Annotated in this window: 13 protein-coding genes and 1 pseudogene; 7 read left to right on the top strand and 7 right to left on the bottom strand. The window is 72.3% G+C overall.

Annotated elements, in window-relative coordinates; genetic code table 11:
- Positions 1-51 precede the first annotated feature (51 nt).
- The 4 genes from F4554_RS21725 to galT are packed head-to-tail and all read right to left on the bottom strand — an operon-like array spanning position 52 to position 4,375.
- Positions 52-1,056 carry a formylglycine-generating enzyme family protein gene (locus F4554_RS21725; protein ID WP_179789281.1) on the bottom strand — a complete coding sequence of 335 codons (1,005 nt, stop codon included), beginning with the start codon at positions 1,054-1,056 and terminating at the stop codon, positions 52-54.
- An 11-nt stretch (positions 1,057-1,067) separates the two neighbouring features.
- A complete protein-coding gene (gene galK, locus F4554_RS21720; protein WP_179789280.1) occupies positions 1,068-2,213 on the bottom strand; it encodes a galactokinase in 1,146 nt (381 codons plus the stop codon).
- A 57-nt stretch (positions 2,214-2,270) separates the two neighbouring features.
- Positions 2,271-3,227, bottom strand: coding sequence for a UDP-glucose 4-epimerase GalE (gene galE, locus F4554_RS21715; RefSeq protein ID WP_179789279.1), 957 nt, complete (start codon positions 3,225-3,227; stop codon positions 2,271-2,273).
- A complete protein-coding gene (galT, locus tag F4554_RS21710; RefSeq protein WP_179789278.1) occupies positions 3,224-4,375 on the bottom strand; it encodes a galactose-1-phosphate uridylyltransferase in 1,152 nt (383 codons plus the stop codon). The genes galE and galT overlap by 4 nt, the downstream gene beginning before the upstream one ends.
- A 358-nt stretch (positions 4,376-4,733) precedes the next feature.
- On the opposite strand from galT, the pseudogene F4554_RS21705 reads away from it, so the two are divergent.
- The 4 genes and pseudogenes from F4554_RS21705 to F4554_RS21690 form a co-directional block, all read left to right on the top strand.
- A pseudogene (locus F4554_RS21705) lies at positions 4,734-6,086 on the top strand (hemolysin family protein); the annotation flags it as partial.
- Positions 6,087-6,347: 261 nt separating this feature from the next.
- Positions 6,348-7,355 carry a tryptophan--tRNA ligase gene (gene trpS / locus F4554_RS21700; RefSeq protein WP_179789276.1) on the top strand — a complete coding sequence of 336 codons (1,008 nt, stop codon included), beginning with the start codon at positions 6,348-6,350 and terminating at the stop codon, positions 7,353-7,355.
- 12 nt (positions 7,356-7,367) lie between these two features.
- Positions 7,368-7,937 carry a 2'-5' RNA ligase family protein gene (locus tag F4554_RS21695; RefSeq protein ID WP_179789275.1) on the top strand — a complete coding sequence of 190 codons (570 nt, stop codon included), beginning with the start codon at positions 7,368-7,370 and terminating at the stop codon, positions 7,935-7,937.
- A 197-nt stretch (positions 7,938-8,134) separates the two neighbouring features.
- On the top strand, positions 8,135-9,274 hold the full coding sequence (locus F4554_RS21690; RefSeq protein WP_179789274.1) for a YihY/virulence factor BrkB family protein: 1,140 nt from the start codon (positions 8,135-8,137) through the stop codon (positions 9,272-9,274).
- On the opposite strand, the gene F4554_RS21685 is transcribed toward F4554_RS21690, so the two are convergent.
- The 3 genes from F4554_RS21685 to F4554_RS21675 form a co-directional block, all read right to left on the bottom strand.
- Complete coding sequence (locus F4554_RS21685) at positions 9,253-10,641, bottom strand: D-alanyl-D-alanine carboxypeptidase family protein (RefSeq protein ID WP_179789273.1); 1,389 nt, start codon at positions 10,639-10,641, stop codon at positions 9,253-9,255. The genes F4554_RS21690 and F4554_RS21685 overlap by 22 nt on opposite strands.
- A 106-nt stretch (positions 10,642-10,747) precedes the next feature.
- On the bottom strand, positions 10,748-11,014 hold the full coding sequence (locus F4554_RS21680) for an SCO4848 family membrane protein (protein WP_179789272.1): 267 nt from the start codon (positions 11,012-11,014) through the stop codon (positions 10,748-10,750).
- A gap of 51 nt (positions 11,015-11,065) precedes the next feature.
- Entirely contained in the window at positions 11,066-11,374 is a 309-nt protein-coding gene (locus tag F4554_RS21675) for a hypothetical protein (protein WP_179789271.1), read from the bottom strand.
- Positions 11,375-11,715: 341 nt separating this feature from the next.
- On the opposite strand from F4554_RS21675, the gene F4554_RS21670 reads away from it, so the two are divergent.
- From F4554_RS21670 to F4554_RS21660, 3 genes are all read left to right on the top strand, one after another.
- A complete protein-coding gene (locus F4554_RS21670; RefSeq protein WP_179789270.1) occupies positions 11,716-12,780 on the top strand; it encodes an XRE family transcriptional regulator in 1,065 nt (354 codons plus the stop codon).
- Positions 12,777-14,396, top strand: coding sequence for an acyl-CoA mutase large subunit family protein (locus F4554_RS21665; protein ID WP_179789269.1), 1,620 nt, complete (start codon positions 12,777-12,779; stop codon positions 14,394-14,396). The genes F4554_RS21670 and F4554_RS21665 overlap by 4 nt, the downstream gene beginning before the upstream one ends.
- A gap of 198 nt (positions 14,397-14,594) precedes the next feature.
- Positions 14,595-15,809, top strand: coding sequence for an amidohydrolase (locus F4554_RS21660; protein WP_179789268.1), 1,215 nt, complete (start codon positions 14,595-14,597; stop codon positions 15,807-15,809).
- The last annotated feature ends 221 nt before the right edge of the window (positions 15,810-16,030 follow it).

Raw genomic sequence — 16,030 nt, 5'->3', positions numbered from 1 at the left:
GGATTCTCGGCGAGCTGCTGAGGGCAAGAGACTTCGCGTCGGGGCCTTGGATCAGGGTAGGTCCGCCGCGCAGCGGAAACCGAGGTTGCCGCTGGAGCTGTCCGGGGTGTTGCTGGTACGGGCCGCGACGCGGTAGCGGTTGCAGTAGGACGCGTGGCACAGGTAGCTGCCGCCGCGCATCACCCGGGTGTCGCCCCCCGGCGGCCCCGCCGGGTCGTCCCGCGTCTCCGGCCGCTCCTGGGCGTGCCAGCTGGTGCTCCACCAGTCCGCGCACCACTCCCAGACGTTGCCGGCCACTTCGTACAGTCCGAAACCGTTCGGGGCGTACGACTTCACCGGCGCGGTCCCGGTGTGGCCGTCCTCGGCGGTGTCCACCCGCGGGAAGCGGCCCTGCCAGATGTTGCACCGCCAGCGGCCCCGTGGGGTGAGTTCGTCGCCCCAGGCGTAGCGCGCGCGGGCGAGCCCGCCCCGGGCGGCGTACTCCCACTCGGCCTCGGTCGGCAGCCGCTTGCCGGCCCAGCGGGCGTAGGCGAACGCGTCGCGCCAGGACACGTGCACCACCGGGTGCTGTGGGCGGGTCCGGACGTCGCTGCCGGGACCTTCGGGCGTACGCCAGGTCGCGCCCTCCACCGCCAGCCACCACGGGGCGCCCGGCACGCTGGCGTCCTTGACGTGGGCGCGCTGCCCCGGCCCGACGAACAGGTGGAAGACGAACGACCAGCCGAAGCGCTCGGCCTCGGTGACGTAGCCGGTGGCCTTGACGAACGCGCCGAACTGGCGGTTGGTGACCGCGGTCTCGTCCAGCCGGAATGCCGACACCCGCACCTGGCGGACCGGGCCCTCGCCGTCGTCGGGGAAGGCGTCCTCGTCGGCGCCGCCCATCGCGAACTCACCCGCCGGCAGCGAGACCATCCCGCGGGCCACCTCGCGCGGGTCGCGGGTGGGCACCTCGAAGGGCAGCTCGTACGCCGTGCCGGCGGGGGAACCGTGGCCAGTGGAGAGGCCGTGGCCGGCGGAAGGTTCGTGGCCGGCGGAGGGACTGCAGCAGCTCGACATCGGCGCTCCGTTCAGCGGATCCGCCGGGCACCCTGGCTGGGCTGGGCCATGAACGACGACGGTGCGTTGAATCCCGCGGCCGCGAAAGCCTCCGTCACCCGGCCGGCGACCGTGTCCGCGGCGTCGGCGTCGACCAGCGCGATCACACAGCCGCCGAACCCGCCGCCGGTCATCCGTGCCCCCAGCGCCCCGGCGTCCAGGGCCGCCTCGACGGCCTTGTCCAGCTCGGGCACGGTCACCTCGTAGTCGTCGCGCAGCGACTCGTGCGAGGCGGTGAGCAGCGGGCCGATGTCGCGGGGGCTGCCGGTGCGCAGCCGCTCCACCGTGGCGAGGACGCGGGCGTTCTCGGTGACGACGTGGCGTACCCGCCGCGCCACCACGGTGTCGGACAGCTGGTCCATCGCGGCCTGCAGGCCCTCGACGTCGCGCAGGGCGCGGACGCCGAGCTTCGCCGCGGCCTCCTCGCAGGTGCGCCGGCGGGCGGCGTACTCCCCGTCGACCAGCCGGTGCGGCGCGCGGGTGTCCACGACCAGCAGCGCCAGCCCGTGCGCGCCGAGGTCGAACGGCACCTGCTCGGTTCCCAGGGTGCGGGTGTCCAGGAACAGCAGGTGTTCGCGGGTGCACAGCAGCGACGCGGACTGGTCCATGATCCCGCACGGCATGCCCACGAAGTCGTTCTCCGCGCGCTGGGCCAGCCCGGCCAGGGTGGTCCGGTCGATCTTCAGGCCGTACAGGTCGGACACCGCGATCGCGGTCGCGCACTCCAGCGCGGCGGAGGAGGACAGGCCGGCGCCGAGGGGTACGTCACCGTCGACCAGGATGTCCAGCCCGCCGACGTCGTGCCCGGCCTCGCGCAGCGACCACACCATGCCCGCGACGTAGGCGGCCCAGCCGTCCACCGCGCCCGGCTTCAGCGCGTCCAGGCGGACCTCCACCCGGCCGTCGGCCTGCCGGGACGCCATCCGCACCAGGCCGTCGGAGCGGGTCGCGGCGGCGGCCGCCACGCCCTGGGGCAGCGCCAGCGGAAGGACGTACCCGTCGTTGTAGTCGGTGTGCTCCCCGATCAGGTTGACCCGCCCGGGTGCCGCCCAGATGCCGGCCGCCGAGCCGTCGAACGCCGACTCGAACTCACCGTCCAGCGTGGTGCGCGCGTTCATCGCGTACGTCCTCCGTCTGCTCCGTGGTGTCCGTGCGGTCCGTGTGCTCCGGGTCGGTCAGCTGCCCGCGTGCCGCTGCCGGTAGCTCCACGCGTCGGCGACCATCGCGGTCAGGTCGCGCCGGGGCTTCCAGCCGAGCTCGGCGGTGGCCCGGTCGTGCGAGGCGACCAGCGACGGCGGGTCGCCCGCGCGGCGCGGCGACTCCTCGACCGGCACCTCGTGCCCGGTCACCTCCCGGACCGCGGCCAGCACCTCCCGCACCGTCGAGCCGGTGCCGGTGCCGAGGTTGCAGATCAGGTGCCGCCCGGGGGTGGCCGCGGACAGCGCGCGCAGGTGCGCGTCGGCCAGGTCGACCACGTGGAGGTAGTCACGGACGGCGGTGCCGTCGCGGGTGGGGTAGTCGGTGCCGAACACCTGCGCTGCCGGGCGCTCACCGGCGGCCACCGCGAGCAGGTTGGGGATCAGGTGGGTCTCCGGGTCGTGCCGCTCACCGTGGTCGGCGTAGGCACCGGCGACGTTGAAGTAGCGCAGGCTGACCGCCGCCAGGTCGTACGCCTGCGCCTCGCTCGTCAGCATCGCGTCCACGGCCAGCTTGGACGCGCCGTAGGGGTTGGTCGGCACCGGCGGGACGTCCTCGGTGATCGGCGTCGTGTCCGGCGCGCCGTAGGTGGCGGCGGTGGAGGAGAAGACGATCCGGCGGACGTCGGCCGCCCGCATCGCGTCCAGCAGGGCGAGGGTGCCGCAGACGTTCGTACGCCAGTACAGCTCGGGCCGGCGTACCGACTCCGACACCAGCGACCTGGCGGCGAAGTGCAGCACACCGTCGAAGGACGGGTCGAGCACGTCGGCGGCGTCGGTGATCGCGGCCTGGTGGAAGGCCGCGCCCTCCGGCACGCCGTCACGGTGCCCGGTGGACAGGTCGTCCAGCACCGTCACCTCGTGCCCGGCCTCCAGCAGCAGCGTCGCGACGATCCCGCCGATGTAGCCGGCACCGCCGGTGACCAGGAGCTTCATCCCCGTCCTCCTTCGTCGACGAGGGTGCGCAGCCGGGCGGCGACGTCCTCGGGGCGTACGTCGTTGATCCACACGCCCATCGCGGACTCCGAGCCCGCGAGGTACTTCAGCTTGTTGGCGGCCCGGCGGACCGAGAACACCTGCAGGTGCAGGGCGGCCAGGTCGCGGTCGGTGTGCACCGGCGCCTGGTGCCACGCGGCGATGTACGGAAGGGGCAGGTCGGGCCCGCCCTCGGGCGCGAAGTAGCGGTCCAGCGCACGGAGCACCCGGAGGTAGAGCGGCCCGAACTCGGCGCGCTCGGCGTCGTCCAGCGCCGCCAGGTCGGGCACCCGGCGATGCGGGTGGATGTGCACCTCGACCGGCCAGCGCGCGGCCGCCGGCACGAACGCGGTCCAGTGCCGGGTCTGCGCGACCACCCGGACCTGCGCGGCGCGCTCGGCGGCGAGCACGTCGGCGAACAGGTTGCCGCCGGTGCGTTCGGCGTAGGAGCGGGCCGCCGTGAGCATCTGCCGGGTGCGCGGAGGCACGAACGGGTAGCCGTAGATCTGCCCGTGCGGGTGGTGCAGGGTGACGCCGATGTCCTCGCCGCGGTTCTCGAAGCAGAACACCTGCTCCACGCCGGGCAGGGAGGACAGCTCGGCGGTCCGGTCCGCCCAGGCCTCCATGACCGTGCGTACCCGGGTGGGGGACAGCGACCCGAAAGCGCCGCCGTGCTCGGAGGTGAAGCACACCACCTCACAGCGCCCCACGCCCGGCCGGCGGGCGAACAGGTCGGCCTCCTCGGTCAGGCCGCCGACGTCGGCCGCGCCGTCCGCCCCGGGGCCGCCGGAGCCGCCGGAGCCGCCGGAGAACGACGGGAAGCGGTTCTCGAAGACCACCACGTCGTAGCTTTCGGCCGGAATCTCCGAGGGATGCCCCGGCCGGGACGGGCACAGCGGGCACTCGTCGGCCGGCGGCAGGAAGGTGCGGCTCTGCCGGTGCGCGGCGACCGCCACCCACTCGTCGACCAGCGGGTCGTAGCGCAGCTCCGACGCCGGCGGGCGCGGCGGGAGGTCCCGCTGGTCCACGGCGTCGCGGACGGCGCTGTCGGACTCGTCGAAGTAGATCAGCTCTCGCCCGTCGGCCAACCGGGTCGCGGTTCTCTTCATGTCACGTCCGTCTCCGGGCGGCGCCGACTCCGCGCGGCCGTCGCCGACCGGCGTCTCGACCACTGCGCCCGCGGTGAGTTTCGTCCGGCGTACGCGCAACCGATCGGGCGGCGCGCACGTCAGAGGAACCCTAGCGGGAACCCCGGTTCCGTGATCGACCGAGCCAGCTCGGGTGGGCACGGACCGGCTGCACGGAGCGGTCGGCGAATGTCGCGGAAGGAAGTCGTTACTCTTGGGCGCATGGCGACAACCAGCGGTCCGGCTGGCCATAACGTGCACAACGGGCACATCACGTACATCAGGCACACCAGGCGACATCCGGCCGCCGGGCACCTCCTGACTTCCCGGTGACGCTTCCATGAACGCCGTTCTGGCCAACATCGGGCTGGCCCTGATCTTCGTCCTCATCGGCGGCGTCTTCGCCGCGGCCGAGATGGCGCTGGTGTCGTTGCGCGAGGGACAGGTCAAGTCCCTCGCCCAGCGTGGCCGGCGCGGCGAGGTGATCGCCCGGCTCACCGCCGACCCCAACCAGTTCCTGTCCGCCGTGCAGATCGGCGTGACCCTCTCCGGCTTCCTGGCCTCGGCGTTCGCCGGCGCCAACCTGTCCAAGTACCTCGCCCCGGTGCTGGTGAACGCCGGCGTGCCGCCGCGCGCGTCCGAACCGGTCGCCCTGGTGCTGATCACGATCGCGGTGTCGTACGTCTCGATCGTGCTGGGCGAGCTGGCGGCCAAGCGGCTCGCGCTGCAGCGGGCCGAGGGCGTGGCCTCCGCGCTGGCCCCGATGGTCGCCTCGATCGCGACCCTCGCCCGGCCGGTCATCTGGTTCCTGTCCAAGTCGACCAACGTGGTGGTCCGCCTGCTCGGCGGCGACCCGAACATCGGCCGGGAGCAGATGACCGACGAGGAGTTGCGCGAGCTGGTGTCGGGGCACCAGACGCTCGGCGAGGAGGAGCGGGCCATCGTCGACGAGGTGTTCGACGCGGGCACCCGGCAGCTGCGCGAGGTCATGTTGCCGCGTACGGAAACCGACTTCCTGGACGCGTCCACGCCGGTCTACAAGACGGTGAAGGAGGTCACCGCGAGCCCGCACTCGCGCTACCCCGTGGTGCGCGGTTCCACCGACGACGTGGTGGGCTTCGTCCACGTCCGCGACCTGCTCAACCCCGAGGTGGCCAACCGCTCGGTCCGGGTCGGCGACCTGGCCCGGGACGTCCTCTTCCTGCCCGGCACCAAGCGGGTCCTGCCCGCCCTGTCGGAGATGCGCTCGACCAGCCACCACCTGGCGATCGTGCTGGACGAGTACGGCGGCACCGCGGGCATCGTCACCCTCGAGGACCTGGTCGAGGAGCTCATCGGCGACATCCGGGACGAGTACGACACCGCGGCCGAGGCCGCCTCACGCCGGCTGGTCTCCGGTGAGGTGGAGCTGGACGGCCGGATCGGCCTGGACGACGTGGCCGACGAGACGGGTGTCACCGTGCCGGACGGGCCGTACGAGACGGTGGCCGGCTTCGTGGTGTCCCTGCTCGGACACGTGCCGTCCGAGGGTGAGTCGGCGGAGTTCGACGGTCACGGGTTCACGGTGATCGAGATGGACGGGCGGCGGGTGGCGCGGCTGCGGTTCACGCCCCGGCCGCCGGAGAGCTCCGCACCCGAGGGGGCAGCCGACCAGGCGTCCTCCGACGGCTCCGACAGGTCCGGGGGCTCCGCCGGTCCCGACGGATCCCGTGGTTCCGGTGCCTCTGGTGGTTCCGGTGCCTCTGGTGGCGCTGGTGGCTCCAACGGCTCCGGCGACAGGCCCGCTGCCGAGCCCACCCAGCCGGCCGAGCGGGCCTGACCGGGCTTGGTGACGACGGGGGCGAACACGCGTACGTGCCGTTCGCGGTGATCATCCAGTATGCCGCACGCCCACTCCGGTCCTGGTGTGGACGGCGGGTCGGGGCCCGGCGAAGGGGCTGGCACAATTCAGAGCATGTCGCGACCGCGCGTGTTCTCGGGCATCCAGCCCACCGCCGACTCCTTCCACCTGGGCAACTACCTCGGGGCGGTCCGGCAGTGGGTCGGCATGCAGGACGAGCACGACGCGTTCTACTGCGTCGTCGACCTGCACGCGATCACGATGGGCCACGACCCGGCCCGGCTGCGCGAACGCAGCCTGCGCTCGGCGGCCCAACTGCTGGCCGCGGGCCTGGACCCCGAACGCTGCACGTTGTTCGTGCAGAGCCACGTCGCCGAGCACACCCAGCTGGCCTGGATTCTCGGCTGCCTGACGGGGTTCGGCGAGGCCAGCCGGATGACGCAGTTCAAGGACAAGACGCAGAAGCAGGGCGTCGAGGGCGCCACGGTCGGGTTGTTCACCTACCCCGTGCTGATGGCCGCCGACATCCTGCTCTACCAGACCGACGCCGTCCCGGTCGGTGAGGACCAGCGCCAGCACCTCGAGCTGAGCCGCGACCTCGCGCAGCGTTTCAACAGCCGGTACGGCAGGACGTTCCGGGTGCCCGAGCCGTTCATCCTGGCCGACACCGCCAAGATCTACGACCTGCAGGACCCCACCGCCAAGATGAGCAAGTCGTCCTCGTCGCCGACCGGCATCATCGACCTGCTCGACGACCCGAAGACCTCCGCCAAGCGGATCCGCAGCGCGGTCACCGACTCCGGCCGGGAGATCACCTTCGACCGGGTGAACAAGCCCGGGGTGTCCAACCTGCTCACCATCTTGTCCGCGCTCACCGAACGCCCCGTCCCCGAGCTGGTGGACGCCTACGCCGGCAAGGGGTACGGCGACCTCAAGCGGGACGTCGCCGACGTCGTGGTGGAGTTCGTGACGCCCTACCGCGAGCGCACGCTGGCCCTGCTGGAGGACCCCGAGAGCCTGGACAACATCCTGGCCCGTGGAGCCGAGCGCGCCCGGACGGTGGCCGCGGAGACGCTGCGCGAGGTCGAGGACCGGCTCGGTTTCGTCGTGGCGAAACGATAGGCGGCGACTTCCGTGCGCACGATCGGTGTCGCGGTCGCGATCCCCGAACCCTACGGCGGTGAGCTGCAGCGCTGGCGGGCCGCGTTCGGTGACCCGCTCGCCGACGCGATCCCCACCCATGTGACGTTGCTGCCGCCGACCCAGGTCGACGACGACGCCATGGACGCCATCGAACGCCACCTGCTCGCGGTGGCGGAGACCGCGGAGCCGTTCACGATGCGGCTGCGGGGGACCGCGACGTTCCGGCCGGTGTCGCCGGTGGTGTTCGTGGCGGTCGCGGAGGGCATCTCCTCCTGCGAGTTGCTGGCCGAGGGCGTGCGCAGCGGACCGCTGCGGCGCGAGCTCGCGTTCCCCTACCACCCACACGTCACGATCGCCCACGACCTGCCCGAACACGTGCTGGACAAGGCGTACGAGGCGCTGGACAGCTACACCTGTGCCTTCACCGTGCAGACGTTCAGCCTGTTCGAGCACGGGACCGACCTGGTGTGGCGGCCGCAGCGGGACTTCGCGCTGGGCGGTCCGCTGCCCGGCCCAGTGCCGCCCGACGAGCCGCCCGGCAAGTCCGGCGAGCCCGGCTAGCCGGAGGTGGCAGAGCCGGGCGCGTGACCGATTCGGCGCGGCGTACCCGAAGGTCCCGTCCGATCGTCCCCGCCGGGGCACACTGATCTTGCCGTCGCGGGCGGCGCGGCTCCCGGTCAGTTCGTGGTCAGACCCCTGGCAGCTCCTGGTCAGCTCGCCCGCGGTGCCGGCAGGCCGCACGGGGAAGGGGACGTTGCATGGACGTTTCGCGGGCGCGGCAACGGCTGAACTACAAGGTTGCTCGCGCGCGGGTGCGCTCGAGGCTGGTCGACCACCTGGCCCGGGCGCTGGCCCACTACAACAAGGTGCTGGGGAGCCAGCTCGCCGCGTCGGCGACGTACTTCGCCTTCCTGTCCTTCTTCCCGCTGGTCGCGCTGGTGTTCGCCGGGGTCGGCTACGTGGTGGAGTACGTGCCGGGGGCGGGGGACGCGGTCACCTCGGCGATGTCGTCGGTGCTGCCAGGGATGATCGGCACCGGGAAGAACCAGATCGACGTCCAGGCCATCGCGCGCAACAAGGCAGGCGTGGGCATCGTCGGCCTGGCGGTGCTGCTCTACTCCGGGCTGGGCTGGATCTCCGCACTGCGCACGTCGCTGCAGGCGGTGTTCGCGGCGGTCGCGGAGGAAGGCCGCAACTTCGTGCTCAACAAGGTGTTCGACCTGGTCGTGCTGGTCGCGGTCGGCGCCGTCCTGCTGGTGTCGGTCGGGGTGAGTACGGTCGTCACGGCGTTCGCCGACTTCATCCTCACCGTCGCCCACCTGACGAAGGTTCCCGGCGTGGGCGTCCTGCTGTGGGCGGTCGCGGCCGTGGTGGGCGTGGGCGCAAGTACGTTGCTGTTCTTCACGCTCTACCGCCTGCTGCCCCGGCACGACGTACCGGCGAAGAAGCTGTGGCGCGGCGCACTCCTGGCCGCCCTCGGGTTCGAGGTCCTCAAGCAGCTCGCCGGACTGGTGCTCGGCACGGTGACCGGCAACCCGCTCTACGGCGCGTTCGCGATCCTGGTCGCCCTGCTGGTGTGGATCAACTACTTCGACCGGCTGACCGTGCTCGGCGCGGCGTGGGCGGTCACCGCCGTCCCGGTGGAGAAGATGACTCATCCGGAGAAGGCCGGCGGGGTGCGGCGCGTACCGCAGCGTGGCGGTCGGCCGAACGGTGCCGGCGGCGCGGAGCCGCCCCCGGCCGGCAGCCGGGCCCGGCGGATCGCCCGGGGACTGTCGGCGGCGTTCGGTGCGTTCGTGGGTGGCCTCACCGTCGGCTGGCTGGCCACCCGGCGGCAGCGCCGGGAAGCCGAACGTCAGCGCCGCAAGGCCGAACGTCAGCGCCGGGAGCGTACGTAGCTGTAGACGCGCAGGCCCGCGAGCCCGAGGAACACCAACAGCATCAGCCACAGCCAGACCGGCAGCCGCGGCCAGGCGGACCTCGCCGCGCTGATGGCGATGCCCCGGTCGTTCGGGCCGGCCGCGCCGGGGGCAAGAGTGGGTGTCGTTCTGGGACTGGCCTCCGGGCTGGCCGGCTTGGTGGCCCCGGGCTTCGGGGTGGCAGGTGTGGGCGCCCGGGCGGCCGCGGCCCGGGCCACGTCGTCACCGGTGACCAGGGTGCCGACGGGTTTCGCCTTGGCGCCTGCGGTGAATCCCCAGTCCAGCAAGGCGGCCGCGCGGGTCCAGTACGGCGCCTTGGAGCGCATGATCACCACCACCAGCCGGCGGCCGTCCTGCTCGGCCGCGCCGACCAGCGTGCTGTGCGCCATGGTGGTGTAGCCGTTCTTCACCCCGATCGCGCCGGGATAGTGGCCGAGCAGTTTGTTGAGATTCTGGATCTGGAACGACTTCTTGCCCCTGCCGGGGAAGCTGTAGCGCAGGGTGGTGACGTAGCGGCGGAAGTCGGCGCGGGTCATACCCTCCCGCGCGACCAGCGCCAGGTCGTAGGCGGACGACACCTGACCGGGCGCGTCCAGCCCGCTGGTGTTGACCGCGTGGGTGTCGAACGCGCCGAGCCGGCGGGCCTCGGTGTTCATCATCTCGACCGCGGTGCTGGTGCCCCCGGCGGCGTTGCCCAGTGCGCTGGCGGCGTCGTTGCCGGACGGCAGGAACAAGCCGTAGAACAACTGGTCGATGGTGTAGGCGCGGCCCTTCTCGATCCCGACCCGGCTCCCCTCGACCCGCGTGTCGGCGGGCTGGGCGGTGTAGCGGGCGCGCTTGTCCAGCCGGGGCAGCAGGGTCACTGCGGTGAGGGTCTTGAGCGTGCTCGCCGGCGGCAACCGGAGGTGGGCGTTCTTGGACGCGAGGACCTCGCCGGTGTCGAGGTCGGCCACGACGTAGGACGCGACGTCGACCTTCGGCGGCGCGGATGCGGCCGTCCGGTCCACCACCACGCCCCGATGCCCGAGTGCCGCGCCGCCGACCGGGCCGGTGAACGGATTGGCGGTGGGAACCGGCGCCGCGGTGGGGCCCGGCACGGGCGGGGCCGGAGCGCGTGGGTCCGTCCTGGGCGTCGGTTTCGCACCGGGCCCGCCGACGGCCGCACCAGCAGGTACGACGGTCAGGCCGAGGGTGGTCGCCACACCGAGCACCAGGACGCAGATCACCCGGGCGATGCGGGTGGCGGAACCGGCACGACCAACGATCTGTGCCGGGCGCGCCGGACACACTCGTCCCACGGTCAGGCCGGCCCGTTCACGGGGACTGGGATGATCGGCTGGGGGCATGGTTCGCACAGGGTAGTACCTGCCGCTGGGGAAGAGAGTGGTCACCGGTGGGGAGACCAGCGGAGCGGGCAAGCGCGCCGGACAACCCGGGGGACCACCCGGCGGGTCACCTGTCGGCGGACACCTCGTCGCGGTCCTGACCGGGCCCCGCCTCGCCGGCGCCGGACCGCTCCGCCTTCAGCGCCTGCCAGCCGATTCGGCCCAGGACGGCCGCGATGGCGAGGTTGACGATGATCAGTACCGTATGGGCGACGTAGAAGCCCGTCGGGCGCCCCTCCGTCTTCGCCAGATTGCGGATGAACGTGGCGTAGGTGACGACGTTCCAGCCGGCCACGCCGAGCAGCAGGGCGGCGATCTTCCTGGTGATACGCACCACCCCAGTATGACCGGGCAACCTCAACGGGCCGGCCCGCGGCTGCCGGCCTCACGGTTGGATGCCGAACGGCGGTTCGACGAGCTCCTTCACCCACGCGATGAGGTACTCCAGGTCGTCGGCGTCGGCCACCGGGCGGCATCCGGTCTGGCGGAAGACCCACCGGCCGTCCCAGCGGTCACAGCGGAGGACGACCGAGATCTCCGGCAGCGAGGGGTAGGGAATCTCGATGCCGTACTGCTTACCGGCCATGCCCACGCGGGGATGGGACCGGTACCCGGCGGACTTCAGGGCGATCCGCGCGGACTCGATCAGCTCTTCGCGCTGTCGGTCCTCCGACGGCGGGGCCTGCACTGTCATCGGCTGCTTGCCTCCTTGTGATCGTGCGGACGACGATCCGTCGACGTGGTCGTGTGCGGGGCGGGTCCGGCGGGATGCCCTCGCCGGCACCTGGCTTGCAGGTACCGACCTCGGGCAGGGCTCAAGCATTCGGTGGGTGGGCGTGTCCAGGCGAGGTCCCACGGCGGACCTGTGGCGGACCTGTGCCGGACCCGAATGGCACCCGGGGGGACCTGTGCCGGACCTCATCCGGACCCCGCGCGCTCGGCGCGGCCGTCGGTCGGTGCCTGCCGGTACAACTTCGTGGAGCGTTCGGGGGCGAGCGTTCCGGCCAACGGGGGCCTGCCCACCAGGAGGAGTGGATGACGGGGAGACGAGACACCGCCCCACGCACCGTGCTGGAACACCTGATCCGGCAACGGGACCAGACCTACGACGAGGTGGCCGAGGCGTTCGAGACGCTGGCCCGCCAGACCGGGGAACGCGGCGCGAGCATGTCCGCGCGGCACCTGCGCCGGCTCGCGTCCGGTCAGCGCACCGGCACGACGCCGGTCACCCGGCGGGTGCTGCAGGCGATGTTCGGCAGGCCCGCCGCCGAACTCGTCGCGCCGTACGCCCCGACCGGACCCACCGTCGCGACGAGGCCGACCGTGGCACCCGGGCCGGCTTCCGGGCCTGCGACCGGGCCGGCAACCACGCCCGACCACGAAACCGCCTTCGGGCAGGGCGCCGACGACCTGGACGTCCTGGAACGGTCCGCCCGGCGGGCGCGCGGGTTCGGCCTGCTGGTCGCCCGCACCGCCCTCGGCGAGGAGAGCCTGGAGCAGGTGTACGCCGAGGTGCGCCAGCTCACCCACGCCTACCAACAGCGGCCGCTGCCACGGATCCTGGGCACGCTCGCCGCCACCCAGGACCTGCTGTTCACCCTGCTGGACGGCCCGCAACATCCCGCGCACGTACGCAGGCTGCACTTCGCCGCCGCCCTCGTGTCCGGCATGCTGGCCAAGCTCGCCCACGACCGGGTGGACGCGCCGAACGCGATGGCGCACGCCTACGCCGCGTTCGTGTGCGCCGACCTCGCCGACCACAACGGCCTGCGGGCGTGGGCACGCGGGCTGCAGTCGGTGGTGTCGTACTGGATCGGCCGTCCGCACGACGCGATCCGCTACGCCCAGGCTGGCGCCGACTACGCCACCACCGACGGCACCGAGGTCTGGTTGCACGCGAGCGAGGCCCGCGCCCTGGCCGTCCTCACCCGTGCCCGCACGCCGCCGCGGGCCGGCCGCCAGGGGTTCTACTACGCCGCGGACGCGATGGCCTGGCTGCCCACCGACCTTCGCGAGGACGTCGAGGTGCTCCACCGCGACGCGTCGGCGTGGGCGGACCCCGCTCGTGGATATCCTCGTCGCGGAGGCGAGAACCCATGACCGATGCCGCTGCGTCGAAAGCTTCCCCCTCGCGCCCGGCGCGGGTGGGGGAGTCCGGCCTGCCGATCAAGCCCGTCTACGGACCCGACGACCTCGCCGGGTGGACGCCCGCGAGCCAGTTGGGCGAGCCCGGCTCCTATCCGTACACCCGGGGTGTCTACCCGACGATGTACACCGGCCGCCCGTGGACGATGCGGCAGTACGCCGGCTTCGGCACCGCGGCGGAGTCCAACCGCCGCTACCACCAGCTGATCGAGGCGGGCACCGCCGGCCTCTCGGTGGCCTTCGACCTGCCCACCCAGATGGGTTACGACTCCGACGCGCCGATCGCGCACGGCGAGGTGGGCAAGGTCGGGGTGGCGATCGACTCCATCGACGACATGCGGCTGCTGTTCGACGGCATCCCGCTGGACCAGGTGTCCACGTCGATGACGATCAACGCGCCGGCCGCGGTGTTGCTGCTGCTGTACCAACTCGTCGGTGAGGAACACGGCGTCGACCCCGCCCGGCTGAGCGGGACCATCCAGAACGACGTGCTGAAGGAGTACATCGCCCGCGGCACCTACATCTATCCGCCGAAGGCCTCGCTGCGGTTGGTGTCCGACATCTTCGCCTACTGTCAAGCCGAGCTTGCGCGGTTCAACACGATCTCCATCTCCGGCTACCACATGGCCGAGGCCGGCGCCACGCCCGCGCAGGAGATCGCGTTCACGCTGGCGGACGGCATCGAGTACGTCCAGGCGGCGATCGACGCGGGACTCGACGTGGACGAGTTCGCGCCGCGGCTGTCGTTCTTCTTCGTCGCCCGTACGACCCTGCTGGAGGAGGTGGCGAAGTTCCGCGCCGCCCGCAGGATCTGGGCGCAGGTGATGCGCGACCGGTTCGGTGCGCGCAACCCGAAGTCGCAGATGCTGCGGTTCCACACCCAGACCGCGGGGGTGCAGCTGACCGCACAGCAGCCGGAGGTCAACCTGGTCCGGGTCGCGGTGCAGGGGCTCGCGGCGGTGCTGGGGGGCACGCAGTCGCTGCACACCAACGCCTACGACGAGGCGATCGCGCTGCCCAGCGAGAAGGCCGCCCGGCTGGCGTTGCGTACCCAACAGGTGCTCGCGTACGAGACCGACGTGACGGCGACCGTCGACCCGTTCGCCGGCTCCTACGCCGTGGAGTCGATGACCGACGCGGTGGAGGAGGCCGCGCGGTCGCTGATGGAGACCGTCGAGGACCTCGGGGGCGCGGTGGCCGCGATCGAGAAGGGCTACCAGAAGGCCGAGATCGAGCAGGCGGCGTACCAGATCTCCCGCGACATCGACGGCGGCGAACGCGTCGTGGTGGGCGTCAACAGGTACGTCGTTCCCGACGACGAGCGCTACGAGCCGCTGCGGGTCGACCCCACCATCGAGGAGGCCCAGCGCGCCCGGTTGGCCAGACTGCGCGCGGACCGCGACGACGACGAGGTGCAAGGCTGCCTTGCGGAGTTGCGCTCGGCGGCCTCGGGCTCGGACAACGTGCTCTACCCCATGAAGCGGGCGCTGGCCGCCCGGGCGACCGTCGGCGAGGTCTGTGACGCGCTGCGGGAGGTCTGGGGCGTCTACACCCCGGCCGACGCGATCTGAGGTGCCGTCGGAGGGCGCCGTCGGTGGACGCCGTCGGTGGACGCCGTCGGTGGACGCCGTCGGTGGACGCCGGTGCCAGTTGGGCTTTCGGCGTCCGTCCGGGTGGGACCGGGGCGAGACTGTGGGTGACGAGCCGGGAACCAACGGCGAAAGCAGGGTGGCGTGCGGGACAAATCGGGCGGGGTGGACAATCGCAAGGTGCCCCTCGACTCAACTGTCGTTGCCGAGGTGGACCGGCTCGCCAAGACCTACGCCGACGAGCTGATCGCATTCCGGCGCGATCTTCACACCCATCCCGAACCCGGCCGCGAGGAGTTCCGGACCACCCGGGTGGTCAGCGACCGCCTGGAGCTGGCCGGCTTCGCCCCCGTCCGCCTGCCCGTGGGCACCGGACTGCTGTGCGACGTCGGCGGGCCCGGCCTCGGACCGGTCAAGGCCGCCTTGCGCGCCGACCTGGACGCGTTGCGGGTGGTGGACGAGAAGACCGTTCCCTACCGCTCCAGCCGTCCGGGTGTGTGTCACGCCTGCGGCCACGACGCGCACACCGCGATCGTGCTGGGTGCCGGACTCGTGCTCGGCGAACTCGCCGCGGCCGGGATGCTCGGCAACCGCGTGCGCCTGGTCTTCCAGCCCGCTGAGGAGATCATCCCCGGCGGTGCGCTGGACGTGCTCGCCACCGACGCCGCCCTGGCCGGGGTGGAGCAGATCTTCGCCGTGCACTGCGACCCACGGCTGGAGGTGGGCACCGTCGGCCTGCGGGCCGGCCCGATCACCTCCGCCGCCGACCGGGTGCACGTACGCCTGACCGGCCCCGGCGGGCACACTGCCCGGCCGCACCTGTCCGCAGACCTCGTACACGCCCTGTCCACGTTGGTGAGTCAGCTTCCGCTGGCCCTGAGCCGGCGGGTCGACCCGCGCGGTGGGCTGACCCTGGTGTGGGGACGCATCCAGGCCGGCGCAGCGGCGAACGCGATCCCCATGGAGGGCGAGGCCGAGGGCACCCTGCGCTGCCTGAACGTCAACGTCTGGGAGTCCGCCGCCGAACTCGTTCCCGTGCTCGCGCACCAGATCGTGGCGCCCTACGGCGTGGGCGTGCAGGCCGAGGTGCACCGCGGCGTACCCCCCGTGGTCAACGACCCGTTCGCGATCGGTCTTCTGCAGCGGGCGGTGGAGGCCACGATGGGCCGCGACGCCGTGGGCACGACCGAGCAGAGCCTGGGCGGTGAGGACTTCGCGTGGTACCTCACCAGGACCCGGGGAGCCCTTGCCCGCCTGGGAGTTCGCCCGACCGGCAGCACCCGCCCGTTCGACATCCACCAGGGCACGTTCGACATCGACGAGCACGCCATCTCGGTTGGCGTACGCACCCTCGTCGGCGCCGCGCTGCTCGTGGGCGAGGACGACGACGGCTGAACCACGGACCGAACCGCCGGCCCGAACCGCCGGGCCGCCCCGCGTTTGCGACCGGTGTAACAGCCTCATAACCGCCGGATGAACCCAGGCATTCGAGGCGACTCGGACGACCTGTGCCGGACGAGACAGATTTGCCCGTATCGACCACGGGGCGGAAGATGCTCCGGCCTCCGGGCAAGGTCACGGGAGGATCACATGGCAGGGATCCGAAGCCGCGATTC

Source organism: Actinopolymorpha rutila, from assembly GCF_013407855.1.
GTDB classification, from domain to species: Bacteria; Actinomycetota; Actinomycetes; order Propionibacteriales; family Actinopolymorphaceae; genus Actinopolymorpha; species Actinopolymorpha rutila.
Note: the sequence above shows the minus strand (reverse complement) of the source record. Positions and strands in the feature narration are given on the sequence as shown.